This is a genomic window from Thermodesulfobacteriota bacterium, assembly GCA_040753795.1.
GTDB lineage: Bacteria > Desulfobacterota > Desulfobacteria > Desulfobacterales > Desulfosudaceae > JBFMDX01.
In genome coordinates this window covers 1-20,292 of the sequence record JBFMDX010000015.1, presented here as the reverse complement: position 1 = coordinate 20,292, position 20,292 = coordinate 1, and the positions used below count along the sequence as shown (strand labels likewise).

The 20,292-nt window shown below is 54.3% G+C and carries 15 protein-coding genes, 1 tRNA gene and 2 pseudogenes; 5 read left to right on the top strand and 13 right to left on the bottom strand.

Going from position 1 to position 20,292, the window contains the following annotated elements; genetic code table 11:
• Positions 1-118: 118 nt before the first annotated feature.
• From AB1724_15370 to AB1724_15345, 6 genes are all read right to left on the bottom strand, one after another.
• The gene (locus AB1724_15370; GenBank protein ID MEW6079186.1) at positions 119-940 is read right to left on the bottom strand and encodes a cytidylate kinase-like family protein; all 822 of its coding nucleotides are present in this window, start codon (positions 938-940) and stop codon (positions 119-121) included.
• Between the two features lie 106 nt (positions 941-1,046).
• Positions 1,047-2,840, bottom strand: a complete 1,794-nt coding sequence (gene lepA, locus AB1724_15365) for a translation elongation factor 4 (protein ID MEW6079185.1) — start codon at positions 2,838-2,840, stop codon at positions 1,047-1,049.
• Complete coding sequence (locus tag AB1724_15360) at positions 2,837-3,763, bottom strand: rhomboid family intramembrane serine protease (GenBank protein MEW6079184.1); 927 nt, start codon at positions 3,761-3,763, stop codon at positions 2,837-2,839. The genes lepA and AB1724_15360 overlap by 4 nt, the downstream gene beginning before the upstream one ends.
• Before the next feature lie 33 nt (positions 3,764-3,796).
• Entirely contained in the window at positions 3,797-4,633 is an 837-nt protein-coding gene (gene nadC, locus AB1724_15355; GenBank protein MEW6079183.1) for a carboxylating nicotinate-nucleotide diphosphorylase, read from the bottom strand.
• Complete coding sequence (locus AB1724_15350; GenBank protein MEW6079182.1) at positions 4,633-7,302, bottom strand: valine--tRNA ligase; 2,670 nt, start codon at positions 7,300-7,302, stop codon at positions 4,633-4,635. Before AB1724_15350 ends, nadC begins: the two co-directional genes overlap by 1 nt.
• 334 nt (positions 7,303-7,636) lie before the next feature.
• Positions 7,637-9,691 (bottom strand): hypothetical protein, encoded by a 2,055-nt coding sequence (locus tag AB1724_15345; GenBank protein ID MEW6079181.1) that lies wholly within the window; start codon positions 9,689-9,691, stop codon positions 7,637-7,639.
• A 350-nt stretch (positions 9,692-10,041) separates the two neighbouring features.
• On the opposite strand from AB1724_15345, the gene AB1724_15340 reads away from it, so the two are divergent.
• The gene (locus AB1724_15340) at positions 10,042-10,803 is read left to right on the top strand and encodes a 16S rRNA (uracil(1498)-N(3))-methyltransferase (GenBank protein MEW6079180.1); all 762 of its coding nucleotides are present in this window, start codon (positions 10,042-10,044) and stop codon (positions 10,801-10,803) included.
• A 57-nt stretch (positions 10,804-10,860) separates the two neighbouring features.
• Positions 10,861-10,936 (top strand) — tRNA-Phe (locus tag AB1724_15335).
• Positions 10,937-11,036: 100 nt separating this feature from the next.
• Here AB1724_15335 and AB1724_15330 read toward each other — a convergent pair.
• The 3 genes from AB1724_15330 to AB1724_15320 all read right to left on the bottom strand — a co-directional run bounded on the left by AB1724_15330 (position 11,037) and on the right by AB1724_15320 (position 13,594).
• Positions 11,037-11,795: a zinc ribbon domain-containing protein gene (locus tag AB1724_15330; protein MEW6079179.1), complete on the bottom strand. Its 759-nt coding sequence runs from the start codon at positions 11,793-11,795 to the stop codon at positions 11,037-11,039.
• Positions 11,796-11,965: 170 nt separating this feature from the next.
• Positions 11,966-12,649 (bottom strand): transposase, encoded by a 684-nt coding sequence (locus AB1724_15325; GenBank protein ID MEW6079178.1) that lies wholly within the window; start codon positions 12,647-12,649, stop codon positions 11,966-11,968.
• 345 nt (positions 12,650-12,994) lie between these two features.
• Positions 12,995-13,594, bottom strand: a complete 600-nt coding sequence (locus tag AB1724_15320) for an RHS repeat-associated core domain-containing protein (protein MEW6079177.1) — start codon at positions 13,592-13,594, stop codon at positions 12,995-12,997.
• Between the two features lie 125 nt (positions 13,595-13,719).
• On the opposite strand from AB1724_15320, the gene AB1724_15315 reads away from it, so the two are divergent.
• Positions 13,720-14,313 (top strand): integrase core domain-containing protein, encoded by a 594-nt coding sequence (locus tag AB1724_15315; GenBank protein MEW6079176.1) that lies wholly within the window; start codon positions 13,720-13,722, stop codon positions 14,311-14,313.
• A gap of 267 nt (positions 14,314-14,580) precedes the next feature.
• Here the strand turns inward: AB1724_15315 and AB1724_15310 are convergent, their stop codons facing one another.
• The 3 genes and pseudogenes from AB1724_15310 to AB1724_15300 all read right to left on the bottom strand — a co-directional run bounded on the left by AB1724_15310 (position 14,581) and on the right by AB1724_15300 (position 17,168).
• Entirely contained in the window at positions 14,581-15,087 is a 507-nt protein-coding gene (locus AB1724_15310) for a hypothetical protein (GenBank protein ID MEW6079175.1), read from the bottom strand.
• Between the two features lie 14 nt (positions 15,088-15,101).
• Complete coding sequence (locus tag AB1724_15305; protein ID MEW6079174.1) at positions 15,102-17,105, bottom strand: RHS repeat-associated core domain-containing protein; 2,004 nt, start codon at positions 17,103-17,105, stop codon at positions 15,102-15,104.
• 6 nt (positions 17,106-17,111) lie between these two features.
• A pseudogene (locus AB1724_15300) lies at positions 17,112-17,168 on the bottom strand (hypothetical protein).
• A gap of 100 nt (positions 17,169-17,268) precedes the next feature.
• Here AB1724_15300 and AB1724_15295 point away from each other — a divergent pair.
• Complete coding sequence (locus AB1724_15295) at positions 17,269-18,357, top strand: Fic family protein (protein ID MEW6079173.1); 1,089 nt, start codon at positions 17,269-17,271, stop codon at positions 18,355-18,357.
• A gap of 262 nt (positions 18,358-18,619) precedes the next feature.
• A pseudogene (locus tag AB1724_15290) lies at positions 18,620-18,799 on the top strand (transposase).
• A gap of 824 nt (positions 18,800-19,623) precedes the next feature.
• On the opposite strand, the gene AB1724_15285 reads toward AB1724_15290, so the two are convergent.
• Entirely contained in the window at positions 19,624-20,217 is a 594-nt protein-coding gene (locus tag AB1724_15285; GenBank protein ID MEW6079172.1) for an RHS repeat-associated core domain-containing protein, read from the bottom strand.
• Positions 20,218-20,292: the final 75 nt, after the last annotated feature.

Below are 20,292 nucleotides of genomic sequence, written 5' to 3'. Positions count from 1 at the left end.
AATTTTTACAACAAACAAACTAAATAAGCAAGAAAAATAGATGTACTCGCCGTACACGATACGGTCAGCCGGAAGGATAAGGGCCTATGGGGCCAGGGGGCCCAGGGGGAAGGATCTCTCAATCGGTCATGACGCTGTGGGAGAGGTGCACCCTAACCTCCTGCGCCCCGCCGATCAGCCTGGCGATTTCCTCCACCGGGCGGATGACGTCGCTTTCGCTCTTGCTGGTGAGACGGGACAACCCCACCGTGATATAAACATGGACGACCCCGTCGGCCGCCGTCACCTTCACCCGGGGAAACTCGTCCACGAGGGCGATCTCCACCTGGGCGGCCAGGGTCAGGTCGTCCAGAATCCGCTGGGACTCGGCGGTATTCCGGAAACACGGCCGACCGGCGGCATCCACGATGGCCTCAACCACATCATCCACGCGCAACGTCCTGATGGACAGAACCATGTCGTACAGGCCGGCATCGGCGGTGTCGATGCCGTAAAGGCTGAGGCTCCATTTCCGGCGTTCGCCATCATCCTTCTGAATCAGGTCCCGGGCTTTGTCGGCAGCAACCCCCTCCCGCTTCATCTCCTCCCGGACCCGGTCTTCCATGTCGGCGATGATCCGTACTTTCAGGACGTGGGGAATGTTCTGCAGAAAAAAATGACCGGCCAGGCCGTGATAGACGATGTTGTCCCCCTGCACCCGCCGCAGCAGGGCGGCCCGGATAAAAGCCACATACCGTTCTTTGCCGAAGCGGAATCGGTCCAGAACCGAAGGCGCGTCATGGATTGCCCTCACCAGCCTGATTTCGGGAATATTGAAGATCTCCGAGGCCTCGATAAGAACATCACGGGATATGCACTCATATCCCAGCCGCGCTGCGACTTTTTCCGCGACCTCCTTGCCGCGGCTGTAAGAACCCCTGGATATGGTAATAATCGGCATGTCCGTCTCTCCGTATCGTTCAAGCAAGTCCGATAAAGGGAATATATTGCCTTTATGACTGAAATTAAATGAAAATTTTTGTCCGAACGGTGCCTTGTATTCCCGCCTACTCGTCGGTCTTGAGCACCGCCAGAAAAGCCGACTGGGGGATGGACACCTTGCCCACGGTCTTCATCCGCTTCTTGCCCCGCTTCTGTTTCTCCAGCAGCTTGCGCTTGCGGGAGATATCGCCGCCGTAGCATTTGGCGGTAACGTCTTTTCGCAGGGGCGATATGGTCTTGCGGGAAATGATCTGGGCGCCGATGGCTCCCTGGATGGCGATCTTGAACATCTGCCGGGGGATTTCATCGCGCAGCCGGTCGCAAATCTGCCGGGCCCGCTCCACGGACTTGCCGCGATGGACCAGTTGCGAGAAAGCGTCCACCTTTTCCCCGTTGATCAGGATATCGACCTTGACCAGGTCGGCGTCGCGGTAATCCTTGACCTCGTAATCAAACGACCCGTACCCCTGGGTCACGGTCTTGAGCCGGTCGTAAAAGTCATAGACCACTTCCGCTAACGGCAGTTCGAATATCATCTCCAGCCGGTTGCCGGTCAGATAATGATAGGTAGTGTTGGTGCCCCGTCGTTCCAGGCACAGGGTCATGATGGCGCCCATGTACCGGTCCGGCGTCATGATGGAGGCCCGGATATAGGGTTCCCGGGTCCTGGCGATGTGGGTGGGATCAGGATAGGCGTCCGGGTTGTCGATGAACACGGACGTGCCGTCATGACGGATGACCTCATAGCGCACCGACGGCGCCGTGACAATCATGGAGATGTCGTATTCCCGTTCCAGGCGTTCCTGCACGATCTCCAGGTGCAGCAGGCCCAGGAATCCGCAGCGGAACCCGAAACCGAGGGCGGCGGAGGTGGTCTTTTCGTAGACCAGGGAGGCGTCGTTGAGCTGGAGCTTGTCGATGGCCTCGGCCAGGGCCTCGTAATCGTCGGCGGCAATGGGAAACAGCGAGGAGAAGACCATGGGCTTGGCCTGCTTGAACCCGGGCATGGCCGACTGGCAGCGTTTGTTTTTGAGGGTGATGGTGTCGCCGCAGCGGGTATCGCTGACGGTCTTGATACCGGCGATGATATACCCGACTTCGCCGGCGGACAGGCGTTTGACCGGCTTGCGGACCACCTGGAAAATACCGACCTCCTCCACCCGGTATACCCCGCCGGTGGACATGAGCAGAATCTCGTCTCCGGCCTGGACCGTGCCGTCGAACAGGCGGCAGTGAATGATGGTTCCCCGGTAATCATCATAGGTGGAATCGAAGATCAACGCCCGCAGGGGGGCTTCAGGATCGCCCTGGGGCGGCGGCAGCCTGCTGACGATGGCCTCCAGCACGGTCTCGATGCCGATACCGGCCTTGGCCGATATGCGCAGGGCCTTTTCGGAATCCAGGCCCAGGTCGTCCTCGATCTGCTCCAGGGTCCGGTCAACGTCCGCCGTGATCAGATCGATCTTGTTGATGACCGGAATGATCTCCAGATTATGCTCCATGGCCAGAAAAAGGTTGGCCACGGTCTGGGCCTCCACGCCCTGGCTGGCGTCGATCAGCAGCAGCGCCCCCTCGCAGGAGGCAATGGCCCGGGACACCTCGTAGGAAAAATCGACATGGCCGGGCGTATCGACGAAGTTCAAATGATAGCGTTGGCCGTCTTCAGCCTGGTAAGGCAGCATAACAGTCTGGCTCTTGATGGTGATGCCCCGTTCTCTTTCAATGTCCATGCTGTCCAGAATCTGGTCGTGGAAGTCTCTTTCGGAAACCAGCCCCGCCTTCTGGATAAAACGATCACTAAGGGTGGACTTGCCGTGGTCAATATGCGCGATAATGGAAAAGTTGCGAATCAGTTTCATCGGATCATTACCTTCAAATATAAATCACCGGCCGTTCCGTCGGCCGTCCGTTTGCCCAGACCGGGAAGCCGCAGAACGGTACCGGGGCTGACCCCGGCCGGGATGTTCACCCGGTAAAGCCGGGAATGGAAGCCCCAGGGGATATTCACGGTCTTGACTGTCCCGCCGGATGCCTCCCCCGGAGTAATCACGATCTGGCCATAGAGGTGAGGGTCATCGCCGCCCACGGCCGGATGAATCACCTGCAGGCGCGGAGTCGTTTTCCGGGAGACCACCTGCCGATAGCGGTCGGCGGACGTTTCCGCCGAGGCGCCGAACAGTTTCATTACCGCGATTCCGGCCACAAACCCGCCCACATGAGCCCACCAGGCCACGCCGCCGGCACCGGCGCTGGAAGTGGCGGCGTTCATCAACTGCATGACAAACCACAGGCCCAGCAGGAAAAAAGCCGGTATTTCAAAAAACATGGGGATGAATAACAGGGGCACCAGGGTCAGGATTTTCGCCCGGGGGAACAGAACCAGGTAGGCGCCCATGACGCCCGCGATGGCGCCGCTGGCGCCCACGGTGGGGATGGTCGAGCCGGCGTTGAAAATCAGGTGCGCCAGACCCGAAGCCAGCCCGCAGCCGATGTAAAACAGCAGGTATCTCGCCGGTCCCAGCCGGTTTTCAATGTTATCCCCGAAAATGTACAGAAACCACATATTGGAAAGCAGGTGCCAGAATCCACCGTGCAGGAACATATAGGAAAACAGGGTCAACAGCCGGGCCTCGGCCGGGATCAGACTGTAATGCCGGAGGAAAGCCTCCTCCCCGCCGCTATAGGTAACCTGGGTCAGGAACACCAGCACGCAGACAACAATAATAGCGTTGTTGATCACCGGGTGGGTGGAGGAGGGGTTGATGTCTCGAATCGGTATCATGAATTATCCCATCGGTCGTCCGTGACCATCGCGTCAGGCGCCGGATTCGATCCTCATGCTCAAGTCAACGGCCCTGGCCGAATGGGTCAGGCGCCCGGCCGAAATGATATCCACGCCGGTTTCGGCCAGTTCCCGCAGCCGGTCCCGGGCAACGGAACCGGACACTTCCACCGTCGCCCGGCCGTTGATCCGGGCTACTGCTTCGCTAATCTGCGGCAGGTCCATATTGTCCAGCATGATGACGTCGGCCCCGGCGGCCAGTGCTTCGTCCACTTCCGGGAGGGTGGACGCCTCCACCTCGATGCGGACCAGGTGGTGGACCCCGGCCCGGGCCCGCCGCACGGCCTCGGCAATGCCGCCGCAGGCGACGATGTGGTTGTCCTTGATGAGTACGCCGTCAAACAGTCCGATGCGGTGGTTGCAGGCCCCGCCTACGCGCACCGCGTATTTTTCCAGCATCCGCAGACCGGGCGTGGTCTTGCGGGTATCCACCAGACGAACGCGGGTTCCCCTCAACGCTTCAACCCAGGAACGGGCCTGGGTGGCGATGCCGGAAAGATGCTGCAAAAAATTTAAGGCCGTCCGTTCGCCTTTGAGCAGAACCCGCAGTCGGCCGCCGATCTCAAACACCCTTGTTCCCGGTTCAACGCGGTCGCCGTCCCGGCAAAGCGCGGTAAATGTCACCTCGGGGTCCAGGCACTTAAACACCTGACCGGCCACGTCGATCCCGGCCAGAACCAGCGCCTCCTTGGCGATGACATAACCCCGGCCTTCGGCTGATTCGGAAACCAGCGTGTCGGTGGTGATATCGCCGGTGCCGATGTCCTCCTTGAGCGCGTTCTCGATGACGGCAACAATAGACATGTCCATCATGGCGTCAGCCCCGTCAATTTGTCCAGGGTGGCCTGGAGCTTGTCTTTTCTCTCCTGGAGTTCCCGGTTGTTTTCCCGGGCCCTTGCGATCACCTCTTCCGGCGCTTTCTTCAGAAAATCGTGGTTGTTCAGTTTGCGGGCGGCGGCCTCTATTTCCTTGCCGATCTTGGCCATCTCCTTGCCGATCCGCCCCTTTTCCTTGTCAATATCAATGACCCCCTCCAGGAGCACGTAAATGGTTATGCCTCTTACGACGGAAGTGGCGGCGAACTTCGGTTTCTCGGCGGTGGGCTGGATGATCAGGGATTCCAGCCGGGCCAGGTTGATGATCATGTCGCGGTTGGCGGCAATCCGGTCGCTCACGGCCTGGTTGTCCGCGTGGGCGCACACCGCCAGGTTTTTACCCGGAGAGATGTTCATCTCGCCGCGCACGTTGCGGATGCCGGTAATCACGTCCATGACCAGTGCCATCTCGGATTCCGCGCCGGGCTCCTGCTGCAGCCCGTCTTTCTCCTCCCCGGCCGGCGGAAACGCGGCGGACATGATTGACCCCCCGGTGCCCGGAAGGATATGCCAGATCTCTTCGGTCACAAAGGGGATAAACGGATGCAGCATGACCAGCATGTCCCGCAGCACGCGCCACAGCACCCGGCGGGAGGCGTCCCGGCGGAGGTCGCTTTCCTTGCCGTAAAGATCCGGCTTGACCGCCTCCAGGTACCAGTCGCAGAACTCATGCCAGGCAAACCGGTACAGGGCGCCGGCGGCGTCGTTGAAACGGTAATGATCCAGGGCGTCGGTCACTTCTCCCCGGACGGCCGCCAGTCGCGACAGGATCCAGCGGTCGGCCAGTCCGAGCTGATCCAGCGCGCCACGGGCGGAAGACTCGTCGATGTGCATCAGGGAAAAACGGGCGGCGTTCCAGAGCTTATTGATAAAATGACGATAGCCCTCGATGCGGCTCTCGGACAGTTTGATGTCCCGGCCCTGGGCGGCAAAAGCCGCCAGAGTGAACCGCAGGGCGTCGGCGCCGTAAACATCGATCACCTGGATGGGGTCGATGACGTTGCCGGTGGATTTGCTCATCTTCTTGCCCTCTTCATCCCGCACCAGGGCGTGAATATAAACGTCATGAAAAGGGACGTCTTTCATGAAGTGCAGGCCCATCATCATCATCCGGGCGACCCAGAAGAAGAGGATATCAAACCCCGTGACCAGAACACTGGTGGGAAAATAGGCTTTCAGCAGGGGCGTGGCGTCCGGCCAGCCCAGGGTGGAAAAAGGCCACAGCGCCGAACTGAACCAGGTATCCAGGACATCTTCCTCCTGCCGCAGATTCCCGGCCCCGCAGGCCGGGCAATTTGACGGTGTCTCTTCGGCCACGATCTCCCGGCCGCATTGATCGCAATACCAGGCCGGGATGCGATGCCCCCACCAGATCTGGCGCGACACGCACCAGTCCCGGATATTGTCCATCCACTCATAATAAGTTTTTTCCCAGGTCCCGGGAACAATCCGGGTTTTCCCGTCCTGAACCGCCTGGACGGCCACTTTCGCCAATGGTTTGACGTTGACAAACCACTGTTTGGACAGGTTGGGCTCCACCACGGTGTGACAGCGATAACAGGTTCCCACGCTGTGGGCATGATCCTCGACCTTTTCCAGCAGCCCGTCCTCCTTGAGAGCAGCCACCACCGCCTTGCGGCAGGCCAGCCGATCCATGCCCGCAAAACGGGGACCGGCCTCACTGGTCATCTTGCCGTTATCGTCGATGACCTTGATGATGTCCAGGTTGTGCCTGCGGCCGAGATCAAAGTCGTTGGGGTCATGAGCCGGTGTGACTTTCAGGGCTCCGGTGCCGAAGGTCATGTCCACGTAAGTGTCGCTGATGACCGGGATGATCCGGTCCGTCAGGGGAAGTTTCACCTTCCGGCCGGCGGCCGCGGCATAGCGTTTGTCTTCGGGATGAACGGCCACGGCCGTGTCGCCCAGCATGGTCTCGGGACGCGTGGTGGCCACGACAAAGCCTTTGCCGCCGTCTTCGGCCGGGTAACGGATATGATAAAGCGCGCCGCTCTGCTCCACGTGTTCCACTTCGATATCGGCCAGGGCGGTATGACAGCGGGGGCACCAGTTGATCAGGTATTCGCCCCGGTAAATCAGGCCTTCTTCATAAAGGCGGACAAAAACCGCACGCACCGCCCGGGAAAGGCCCTCGTCCATGGTAAACCGCTCGCGGTCCCAATCGCAGGAGGCGCCCAGCCGCTTCAACTGCCGGATAATCGTACCGCCGTATTCCCGGCGCCATTCCCAGACGCGCTCGATAAACTTCTCCCGGCCCAGAGCATGCCGGTCGGTTCCTTCGGCCTTCAGTTTCTTCTCGACCACGTTCTGGGTAGCGATGCCGGCGTGATCCGTTCCCGGCATCCACAGGACACTGTCCCCCCGCAGCCGCCGATATCGGCAGAGGATATCCTGGAGCGTGACATTGAGGGCGTGCCCCATGTGAAGCATACCGGTAACATTGGGCGGAGGAATGACGATGGCGTACCGGGCGGCCCCGCCGCCTTCTTCAGGCGCCGCGAACAGATGTTCCCGCTCCCAGAAGTCATACCATCGCTGTTCCACTCCGTTGGGGTCGTATCCTTTATCCAACGCATTGGATTCCATTTTTCAAAACTCCATGAAGACATGTTATCAAGCAAACGCCCCTCGCCTTTACTCAAGGGCACCTCTAAAAATTGACCTTTGGCTCGATGTCGGCGTTGTGCTCAAATTTTAAGCCTCGAAACACTTCAAGGTATTCCTCCGGTTAAAATTTTCGCACGCCTTGACCTCGAACCCAGATTCTAATTTTTAGAAATGCCCTTAATTCCAAAGGGCGTTATTAACAAAAGAGGGATTATTAAAAAATCCCTCTTGTTTTTCAATTCTTTTATGTGGGTTAAATGAAATAATCCGTCTGTCCGGCAGCGGCTCAATGAACGGCTACATGATGGTGGGATTAATCGTCTCCTGACAACAGCCTGGACAGTTTGTCGATTTCCTGCCGAATGGTTTTTTCCACCGCTTTTTCAATCAGCTTCTCCAGCTTTTCCGCGTATGTCTCCTTGATCGCCCGTACCAGGGCGTTTTCAAGCTGCTCTTCGGAGAGCAGTCCCGTGCCGGACTCGAGAATCTTCTTGCGCAGGCCTTCATGCCAGGCCTGAATGGTGGCGGAATCAAAATTGGTGGGGATATCAATCTCCTGACGGTTGTGAACATGCGCCGACACTTTGCCGGTACTCAAAATCTTCTGGATTTCCGATTCCCCTTCGGAAACATCCAGGGCGGATTCCAGCTCCGTATCCAGGGACTCGGAAAATTCGCCCTCGCCCTCTTTTCCGGGGGCGCGGTCCGTGACAGGAACCGCTTTTTTCCATTCCTTGGGAGCGACCCGGTTCTCCTGACCGGCGCTCATGATATCCTCAAGCTCCACCGTGTCCGCCAGTTCCAGCAATTCTTCATCGACCGGAGCTTTTTCTTCGATATCTTCCTGCGGCTGGTCCTCGGGGGGAACCCCGCCGATATCCAGGGCTACGCCGCCGATGTCATCGTCAGATGCTTCGGCAGCCGCTTCCGAGAACAGGTTATCCTCATTCATGTCAAGGATTTCTCCGACGGGGACGCCCTCTTCGGGAGTCGTCTCTTCCACCTTAACGCCCGCGATATCATCCATTTCGATGGTTTTATCAACCTGTTCATCGATATCATCGACAGATATTTCCGAGGTCTCCGACATTTTCAAAAGTTCGTCATCGGAAGTGTCAGCTTCCTCCATCAGTTCGTCTTCATCAAAATCATCGACATCTTCGGTCATATCGAGCAGGTCTTCGTCCTCCTCGGATAATTCCAGAAGCTCTTCGTCTGTCCCGCCCTCATCAACCGCTTCATCCGCCATCTCTTCCGCATCGATGGCGATCTCTTCCAGGTCAAGGAACTCCCCGTCCTCGTCCTCACCCGCCTGGCCTTCCGCCTCGCCGGCCGACTCCGTCAGTTCCAGGACCTCGCCGTCCTCCTGCTCAAAACTGGACAAATCCAGCACATCCCCTTCCCGGGTGGGCAGGCGTAACGTCTTGTCTTCTGATCCCGCCTGATCGAGGCCGTCTTCCTCAGCGGTATCAGTTAACTCCAGCAAGCCCTCTTCTTCCACAGCGTCGGTCAGGGTCAAAACACCTCCCTCCGCTTCCTCGGCATCGGTCAGTTCCAGCACATCCTCATCCGGTTCGGCTTCCGCAGTCAACTCCAGGGGCTCTTCTTCGGCCTCATCCATCAGGTCCAGAACATCGGCTCCCGCTTCCATCTCTCCGGCGTTTTCCGTCAGCACCAAAGCATCTTCATCTTCTTCGGCTGTGTCGGTCAGCTCCAACACATCCTCATCCGGTTCAGCTTCCGCGGTCAGCTCCAGGGGCTCTTCTTCGGCTTCCTCCGTCAACTCCAGCACATCCTCGCCCTCGATCAATTCATCGGTCAACTCCAGGGCATCCTCTTCCGCGGCCAGCTCATCGGTCAAATCCAGAACGGCTTCCTCGTCCGCCGCGTCCTCGAGCTGGATAGCGTCTCCGTCTTCCCCGTCCTCCAGGTCCAGGATTTCATCCTCATCACCGGTTAAATCAAGAACGTCCTCTCCGTCCGCGGTATCGCTGAGTTCCAGCACGTTTTCATCGTCGGCTGTTTCGGTTAATTCGACGACCGCTTCATCGTTTTCCACCTCATCCGTTAAATCCAATATGTCGTCATCGGCGGATCCGTTCGACGAGCCGGTCAGATCAAGCATGTCTTCTCCACCGTCAGCGATTTCGGCCACTTCAGCGGCATCGATCCCCTCATCATCATCCATGATATCATTGAGACAGATGGTTTCTTCATCCTCACCTGTGGGAATGACCAGCGTCCGTTCCGTCATTTCGAGAATTTCCAAGTCCGCGTCCGTCGCCATGAGTGGAGTTGCCTTACCTGCGGATTTCGGCTTTTCCTTATCGGACCCGGCGTCCTGATTCGCTTTTTTCTTGTCTGCCATGCTTCCCCCTCAAGGCGACGTTGTGATCAACATTATCATGCCTTCTGATTCTTTTCCGCCTTCCCGGAAACCATCAAAAGGCATTGATCCCAAACCATTCTTTAAAAAACCGTCCCCGCTGCTCCCGGGACCGGAATTTTTATCCATTAAACCTTAATATAATATAAATATCAGCCCTTACAAAACATGTCAAGGTGTTTACCTTTCAGGATCCCCCTGCCCGTTCGTCAGGACGGTCTTCAATGGGTTTGAATTTCCGGCTGACAACTGATAGATATGAAAGAAGAAAAATGGGTTTTCGGACGGACCCTGCAAAAAGAGCAACAGACGTTTAAATCTCAGGCGCTTTTATGAGACGCTTTTTTATCAACCAACCGGCCGGACCGGGAGCCGTGGTTGTGATCGAAAATCCGGACGCCAATCACATCGTCAATGTGCTGCGGATGCAGCCGGGGGATGAAATCTGGCTGTTTGACGGTGCGGACCATGAGTTCAGGGCCCATGTCTCCGGCATATCCGACGGCACCGTCACGGTTGAAGTGACGGAATCGTTCTCCTGCCTGAACGATTCGCCTGTTCGCATCACCGTGGGACAATCCCTGTTAAAAAACAAAAAAACCGACACAGTCCTCCGCCAGCTTACCGAACTCGGCATCGACGGATGGATCCCCCTCCAGACGGAACGATCCGTCATAAAAATCGACCGTCAAAACGAACCGTCAAAAACCGACCGCTGGCAGACCATCGTTAAGGAGTCGGTCAAGCAATGCCAGCGTGGACGGATACCGAAAATTTACCCGGCGGCCGAGTTCTCGGAAGCCCTGGTTCTGCGCCGGCGTCATGACCTCAATATCCTCTTCAGTGACGGAGCCGGAGACGCCCTCCACCTCATCCGGGAACGGGTGCGTCATACCGCCCCGGTTTCCATCCTGCTTCTGCTGGGCCCGGAGGGCGGGTTTTCGCCCCGGGAAATCGAACTGGCCCGGGAGAATGAGTTTTTCTGCGCCGGACTGGGCCCCCGCATTCTCAAAGCGGACACCGCCGCCGTAGCGGCCTGCGCCATTGTCCAGGCCCTGTTCGGGGATATGGGAAAAAAAGACTCTCCGCGTTAATTCCCTTGACAAGGATAAATTGTTCGATTAAAAACCAAACTTGTCCGATTAAGCCAAGCCGAGGTAGCTCAGCAGGTAGAGCAGGGGACTGAAAATCCCTGTGTCGGCGGTTCAATTCCGTCCCTCGGCACCAAATAAAAGTATGTCAGATTGAGGGGTTATCCGGTTCACCGGGCAACCCCTTTTTCGTTCTTTTTTCTTTAATATCAAATACATACCCGTTTCGCTTCTGTTCATTGCCCCATATTCTTATACTGCCGGAACAGCACAACGGCCCCCCAGGCAAATGACAGCAGCATGATCAGGGCGCCCAGTTTATGGGACGTGTTAGCCAGGAGATGATCGTATTGGGCAAGATGGAGCTCCTTTAAGATGAACTCCCAGTCGTGAAACCCATAGGGGGCGCTCCGGCCGGTATTGCCGCCCAGCAGCGGCAGGGTCAGGGACCGGGCGTCGTTGATATACGGCGCGATATCGAGGAAATTATCGCCGATCCACCAGAGCACCACCGCCGCGCCGAAAGTGTCCCGGGTCTGGATCAGCAGCACCACCATGCAGACCGCGGGCATCAGTATCTGTCCCAGGGTGCCGCCCAGAGAACGCATGATCCGGCCGAGGGGACTGAAGATCAGGTGCCCGGCCTCGTGGAACGGCAGATTGACCAGGTGCATGAAAGCATTGCCCGACGTGTTGCCGGCAATGGGCGCCAGGATCAGTTTCCAGCCCCAGACAAACAACGCCGCCAGCAATACCGCCCGCGCCCAGAAGGAAATAGCGTTCACCTCATCCGGAACATGGAACAGGATTTCGTTGATAATGGAAAAGAAACCGTCCCTTTCCTCCTGGATTTGATGATTCAGGGTGACCCGGGACGGCGACTGGGGCCGGCGCAGGGCCTGCTGATAAGCCTCGTATTTTTCAAAGATGACGCCGCACTTCACGCATTCCCGATGGCCGTCATCCTGTTCATGCTGACATTTGGGACAAATCATCAAAACACCTTTGGCGACTATGTGCCATGATTACGCCGAACTCTTGCCTGGATTCTTGTGACTCTCTGTTCGACGTAGATATTCAAAACCTGGCGCCAGAATTTCTGCCTGGTATTCATGACGTTCATCATGGCCTTTCTGTAAATATGAAAATATAAAGGACAACCCAATTAGTCACCAGAGGATGAAGTGCCATGTCCCCGATTCGGCCCCCGTTTACCAGGCTTTAAGGCCACACCGAGCTTTTCTTCCAGCCCCTCGACAAACCCGGCATTGCCCAGAGGCCGGCCGGTTCGTTCATGTTTCCGGATTTCCCTCATTTCCTCCGTCAGTAAAGCGCCGGCCAGGAATTGCCGCCAATCGCTCCGGATCAGCGAAAGCATCGGTGCGACATTCACCAGCTGGTCGTTTTCCCCGGCGATATGAGCCGCCGCGCTGCTCCAAGGCCATTGTTCCGGCTGCTTTACCAGCCTTGCCCGGACAGGATTGTTTTCAACATAGCGGGCGCAGGCCAGCACATAGCGCTCGTCCATCACAAAAGAAGAAAACCGGCCCTGCCACAGATACCCCTTCCAGCCTTTCCGAAAATTGATCCTGAGCGTATACCGCCGGTGCGCCTCGCCTATGGCCCGCCGCAGGCCCTCCAAATTTGAAGGCACGGCGATAAGATGGATATGGTTGGGCATCAGACAATAGGCCCATATATCCACGGCATGCCGGACGCACCACTCCGCCATCAGCTCGATGTAGGCGGTATAGTCTTCCTTGGAAAAAAAAGTTTGCTGGCGCCGATTGCCACGCTGCGTGATATGATGCGGCATCCCTACCGCTATGACTCTTGCCATCCTGGCCATGAAATGAACAGTACCCTTACGCCCCCGCCACTGTCAATCAAAGAAAAACGGGAAAAACGGTGACATGCAAAAGCTTAATAATTAAGTATTGTGTCCCCGAAACTGTTGCTCCCCAGTCGTGATATGGTACCTTCGGTAGATCTGAAGTTTCTCCATTAACAGTGACAATCCATAACAATAGTAGAATTAAAATAAATAAGAGTTTAATACAGCTATTACCCTTAGATCGCCCCCCCGTTTTTTTCATATTAAGTTCACCTTTTTGTTTCTCAAACCAACCTTATCTGAATTGACCTATAATAATAGATTTGAAGACAATGTGTTTTCGATAATCACGCACTAATCTCAACGATATATTGGACAACATTCTTCTTCTTTAGGCAAAATCCCTCGCGTGTTTTCTTTTACAGTCTGAAAATGATAGTGGGCTGGTCGTGGTTCATACTTAGCATACTTAATTCCACACGTTATTGCACAGCACAATACTCTCTTTTCCCCTGGGCCACGAACGGAGCTAGGACTTAGGTCAAATGCTTGTTCAGTACAATGCTTGCTATTAGGCGTCTTACTGGTTGGTGTATGAAATCCCTGAAGTGTGCACTCTGAGCCACCAGTTACCATTAGACTGACACTGTATCCTAAACATTTTACTAAGCACTGCAATGCATTACCTGCTTCACCTCCCGGAATTCTGGTGCCTGCCGATGGCGCAGGTGAAAGCGGTTCAGGTTTATTTTGTTTAATAAAAAGTTCTGTAATAGGATCGTAAGTTGTTAGTGACTCAGTCCCTTGCGGATCAATAAAGTTCATTGGATTGTTTGAAACATAAACAAAAAGATTCATCCCCCCTTCTAACCCAATCGGATCCTTCCTCAGATACCTCCCGACCTCAGGATCATAGAACCTATACTTATTGTAATGCAGCCCGGTCTCACTTTTTAGGATATGGAATTCCGGTTACTGGTACTGGAATTGTACTGGAATTCGTGTTGTGGACCGTACCCCGGTAAAGCCGGTAGCCGCCGCCCAGGAGAGCTGCACGGCGCCCCCGGGCCGGGCTTAATTTAGTATTGTGTCCCCGAAACTCCCAATCCAACCTGAACGTTGCCTGGGCCACTGACTTTTTTACCGAAGAGGTCTGGACAAAAACCGGGCTGGTCACTTTTTACGTGCTGTTTTTCATCCACCTTGGCACCCGCCGCGTCCATATTGCCGGCTGTACGCCCAACCCGGACTCCGCCTGGATGCAGCAGCAGGCCAGAAACCTGTCCATGAAATTTGCCGATGACAAGGCCTCCTGCCGCTATATCATTCACGACCGTGACGCCAGTTTTTTGCCGTTTGATTTCATCATCAAGACCGACGGCATCAAAATCGTCAAAACGCCGCCCCATGCCCCCATGTGTAACGCCTATGCGGAACGGTTTGTCCGGGAAGCCAGAGAAACCCTGGATAACATCATCCCCCTGGGAGGAAAGCATTTTCGTCACGTCCTGCGCTGTATCGAAACTCATCACAACCGGCAGCGGCCGCACCAGGGCATCGACAATCTCATACCGGAGGGATTTGATTATCCGGAAAAACCGGCCCACCCGAAAAATGTTTGCTGTGAATCATTACTCGGAGGTCTGCTCAATCACTACCATGTAAAAAAGGCTGCCTGACGACAGCCGCTTTATAACCAAAGCCGCACATCCATTAAACAACGACAATCGCCGACAGTCTTTGCCAGTTTATCTGGAAAACCATCGGCAAACGCCCTCGCCCTGACTGCAAAAGTAAAATCTCTGACTGAAACCCCGAAAATTCTCTTTGCCCTGCTCCACGCCCTCCAAAAACGGATGAGATTCTGATCTGATTTTCTGCCTTAAGCCCTTGATAGGCCTAATTTTTAGTCCGTATGAATTTTTGTATAGTACAGGGAATAACGACTAACGAACAAGATCATATGTCATCGGCGACTTTGGGTTTGCAGTCAACCTAATTCCTTTATCGAGTAAACTGGAAGCTTCCTGCCCGACATAATAGGATTTAATCTTTATAAATTGCCTGCGTAGCTCAGACACAAATAATTTGTAGATTTCCAATGAAGTCGTTTCTTCGATTGTGGTTCCGATTTGTCCGGCAATTAAACAACGAGCGTCAACTAATCCACCAGGTCGCAATACTACAGTCTTTTGATTTGATAGTTGATCAACAGCATACTTCTCTCCACCTTTGCGTTGAGGCACAGCTCTTATTTCGACAGAAAGATTACGATCTGCTACCAGATAATTCGAGCCCGGATTGAGTTTTGAAACTTCAGTTGATGGTTTAATCTCAGGTGCATCAAATAAACCACATGGAATAATCTGAATAGCTCGCTTTGACGACACTCGTTCAAGTAATGAGTTCAAATCGTTTTCTGTAGCAAAAAAAGGAGTAAGATTTTTTGCCATAAGGTCACCTAATATTAAGGTTTGGGTTTCGGCACAAGTAGCAGGTGTTCTCCGGTTTGTTCTCGTATGCGAGTAGCATTGGTGGCTTCCCGCGTTGTCGGCGTTACACCATCAGCGTATGTGTCTACTGTATTGACTCGGAGAGTACGCCCGTCTTTTGTTGCACTGATATCAGGATAGGAGGACCCTTTTCGTGCACCGCCAGGCCCGGGCAAATATTCCTCAGGATAACGTCCGCCGCCATGAGTAATTTCCCATCCTCTTGATTCCATTTCTGTTGCTACATCAGAAACATGCTGGCGGGTTATTTGACTTCCTAAACGCCCTCCACTCTTTGAAGCACTAGCGGCCTTCCCCCCGTATTTCAGCCCCTTGACGATATCTCCGCCAACAATGGAGATACCAGATATTATTGCATACCCAAATTGCCCCCGAAGCAAATAAATAAACGCATTGGTCGCATCCGCAAGACCGGTTGGGTCGAACCATCCAATTGCATCCAGCCACGCTTGAACACTATCCAGCCTGCTAAGCCAAAACTCGCCGATCATCAATGCCTGGTCATTCCACCAATCCCAGGCCCTTGCCCCGATACGCATTATGAAGTTTAATGCATCGTCAATAAAACCCAGCGTAAACGAACCGAACAGCCCCCTCAGCGCGCACAGCCCGAACGGGTCGATCAATCTCCCCGGATTGTTGTAGCAGTACACATACAGGTTGAGGCTGTCCTGATACGGATCGGCGGTGATGTAGCGGCCGGCGATCGGATCAAAGTAGCGCTGGTAGTTGTAGTACAGGCCGGTTTCGGTGTCGGCGTACATGCCGGGCAGGCGCAGGTTGTTGACCAGGCCCGTGGCGGTGATTTGGGCGTTGCCGAACGCGTCGTACCGGGCGTCCCAGGCCACCAACCCGTTGGACATGACCAGTTTCTGGGGGATGCCCTGGTGATCGTTCTGGAACCAGTAATACTGGCCCCCTGTCTTGAGAAAGAGCGGGTCCGTGCCCCAGAGGGTGTTCGGACGCCAGCCGTAGGTTTTCTGTTCCGCGCCGGCGGCGGTGTACTCTCCGATGAGGCCTTCATCCGAGTATAAGAAACAGGTCCTTACCCCGTCAACCTCTTTCCACAGGCGCCGGCCGAATGGGTCGTAACCGTAGGATGCGATCAGGGTGCCGGAGCCGGGCTGGCCGTTCCAGACCTGGATCAGCCGGTTGTCCGGAGAATAGACGTAGCCGGTGGTGACCCCGTCCACGGTCTTGCCGGTCAGGTTGCCGTTGTCGTCGTAGGTGTAACTGGCCCCCCCGGTAGAGGAGGAAGATGACGGCGGCATGGACAACAGTTCGTTGTTTTCGTTGTATGCCCAGGCGCCGTTCCGGTCGGCCGAGGTCAGGCGGTTGCCGTCGGCGTCATAGGTGTAGGCTTCGTCGATGCTGGTTTCCCCGGAGGATGACGAGGAAGCCTGGGTCAGGCGGTCCAGCAGGTCGTACTGGAACGCGTGGCTGCCGGCCTCGGTGGTTTTTGCGGTCAGGTTGCCGGATGGAGAATATTCATAAGACCGGCTCATCAGGGGGTTGCCGGTGGGGTCGTTGGCGGTGATGGACTTGATCCGCATGAGACCGTCATAGGTGAAGGTCGCGGTGGTCCCGCCGGGCAGGGCCGTGGCCGCCGGGCTGTTCCAGTTCTCGGCGTCAAAGGTGTCGGTGATGTAGCCCTGGCCCGGGATAAACGTGCTGACCAGCCGGTTGTTCTCGTCATAGGTGTACTGGTGGGTGGTGTTGTCCGGGCCGGTGAAGGTTTTTTTCAGGCCGTTGGCGTAGTAAGTGTAGCCGTAGGAGAGACTAAAAGCCCCGTAATCCACGGTCTCGGACAGCTTGCGGCCCAGCGCGTCATAAGTGTAAGCGCCGGAACAGGTGCCGTCATCCCAGGTGAGCAGGTTGCCCAGGGCGTCATAGGTGAACGTCACGGTTTTGACCGGGGTGGTATGGTCGGACGGGCCGTAATACCGGGCGGCGCTCATCTGGCAGGCCGCGTCATAGGTGTATTCCCGGCGGTGGCCGGCGGCCTCGTCAATGGCCGTCAGGTTGCCGGCCGGCTGGTTGTTATGTTGTTATTGCCATATTGACAGGTCACGTTTTTTTGGGTATATACGGGTATCTTTATGGGTATTGGAAAGGGACAAGATGAAAGAGCCGATCGTTAATATCACAAATGATATATTGCGGCTTATCTCTGAAATTGATGAGTTTAAAGGGACATGGCGAGCTATAGGTAATCTGGCCCCGGACCGGCTGAATACCCTCAAAAAAATAGCCACCATCGAGTCGATCGGTTCATCGACCCGGATCGAAGGAGTCAAGCTGACCGATCAGGAAGTCGAAGCCCTGCTGGCCGGGCTTGATACCCGTTCTTTTCGCAGCAGGGACGAAGAGGAGGTTGCCGGATATGCCGCGGCCATGAACCTTGTTTTTGAATCTTACGAGGACATACAGCTGACGGAGAACCATATCAAACAATTGCATCGGATTCTTTTGCAGTTCAGTTCAAAAGATATCCGGCATCGGGGAGAATACAAAAAACTGCCGAACCACGTGGAAGCTTTTGATCAAAACGGGAAAAGTCTGGGAATCATTTTCAAAACAGCCTCACCCTTTGAAACACCTGCCAGAATGGAGGCCCTGGTTCAATGGGCTAAAAGCTGTTTTAAAGAGAACCGAATGCACCCGCTCCTGGTAACGGCAATTTTTGTGGTGCATTTTCTGGCGATTCATCCCTTTCAGGACGGCAACGGCAGACTGGCACGGATACTTACCACCTTGCTCTTGCTTAAAAACGGATATCTTTATGTCCCTTACAGCTCGCTCGAAAGTGTTATCGAACAAAACAAGGAAGGGTATTATCTGGCTTTACGGAAAGCCCAGAAAACTATTGGCAAGGGTGACGCAGAGCTTTCGGCCTGGCTGCTCTTTTTTTTAAAGTGCCTCAAGAAACAGAAAGATAGCCTGGCGCAGAAGGTTGAGCGGGAAGAAGCCCTGAGCAAGTTGCTGGAGCTTTCAATCCGGATTTTGGAAATTGTGAAGGAACAAGGTCGGGCATCGATTTCTGACCTTCATGCAATTACCCGGGCCAATCGGAACACGATTAAAGTCAGGCTGCGCGAGTTGGTCGCGAACGATTATCTGCGGCAGCAAGGCGCCGGCAAGGGAACTTACTATACTTTTGGCAAAAGGCCGTTTGCGGGAAAAATGCCGAATGGATCGGAAACGGGCTGACGTCTCTTCCGTTTCATGAGGCAGGGACCTGTCGACCCGGAAGATGTTTGCCGTGAATCATGGCTCGGCGGCCTGCTCAACAACTACCATGTAAAAAAGGCGGCCTGACAACAGCCGCCATAAAAAAAAGCCGCACATCCGCTAAACAACTATAACCGCCGACGGCCTTTGCCAACTCATCCGAAAAACCATCGGCGACCGCCCTCAACCTGCCTGCAAAAGCAAAATCTCTGATTGAAAACCCGGAAATCCTCTTTGCCCTCTGGAGCGGATCATGCGTGAGATTAGGCGCAGGACGCGAGTGGTCGGTGCGTTTCCTGACGGGCAATCAGCCTTGATGCTGGTAGCGGCCCGGCTCCGTTACATTGCCGGGAGTAAATGGGGAACCAAAAGATATTTGAACATGGATCGTTTGCAGGAAATTGAAAAGGCTGCCGCCTGACGCGGCGAAGCCCCTGGGTGTCATGACACCCAGGGGCTTTCTGGAAACTCCAACCCAACAGAATGATGGGCTATCATATGGTCATTAGAAAGTGCGAAAAATTCTGGACACTACCAGCGGCCCGGCTCCGTTACATTGCCGGGAGTAAATGGGGAATCACTCGATATCTGAATATGGATCGTTTACAGGAAATTGACAAGGCCGCCGCCTGACGGCGAAGCCCCAGGGTGTCATGACACCCTGGGGCTCTCTGGAAACTCCAACCCAACAGAATGCTGGGCTATCATATGGTCATTAGAAAGTGCGAAAAATTCTGGACACTACCTGTGTTAAGATCTGGTGATTAGGACACTGCCGGTGCCACCCGCGCACCAACTATTTCACGATCTTATTTCTAGATTCTATAAGGAACTTCCCCAAAAATCGATATAGAATATATGGGAGATACCGTCCATAAAATTCATCGAAGTAGTAAGTGTTACAAAAAAAAGGATGCTTAATAATTATTGAAAAGAATGTTTCTCCACTACTCATTTTTTTCTTATTATTAAGGTATTTATAATAATAAAAGATATTGAGTATGATATTAGATAAGAGATACACTATGAAAATTATCACTGCACTATAAAATACTGCCTTGAATAGTATCTCTGAGAAACCAACCTCAACCATTGAGTTAAAAACAGAAATAACTATTACCCCCAAAGCGCTCATAGTTAAATATATCAAAAACAAAAGAGCAGAATAGCTTAGTAAGAATAGCCCATAAATACTCCCCGCATCATTTTTTACCATTATTGTTTCCGCCTCCGCCATTTTCTATTCTAATTACAACAATCATTAATAGTCTTTTTCCATAGTACATTAATAGCGCATGCTTTAATCGGAACTACTTCAGCTCCAACTACTAAAGCAGCTGATGCCTCAGCTTCCACAAAATCTCGCCCAATTCGGACTGCACCTGCAGCGCCTATATAATAACCTAATGCTAATGATTTTTCTAAATAGACATCACCGGTCTTCGGGCATTTATTGCCCCTATTACCAACATTAGAAGATAGTGGCAAAGACGGGAGGATAGGTGGCAATTCAAATTTCGTTTTCGCTGAGGTACCAACACCGAATCCAACACATGAAGTCAGAGAAGCGACCTTTTTTGTTTTTCCATCTTCGCAACAAGTGTCATAATTAAAAGAGAACTCAGCTCCAGCGCCAGCATATCCTCCTCCAGAAACGCTCCAGCCCCCATTGAAGTCAATAATCTTTACGGGATTATCTTTTACATAAATGTAAAGATTTATCCCGCCCTTGATCCCTATCGGATCCTTCCTCAAATACCTCCCCGTCCCCGGCTCATAATACCGCCACCCGTTATAATGCAGCCCCGTCTCGGCATCGTAGTATTGGCCCGGATATATTCTGATGCGAGTCCCCCATAAAGACCTCTTTTTTACCCCCCTTGTTTTGTTGCCCCCCGATAGAACTCATTTGCA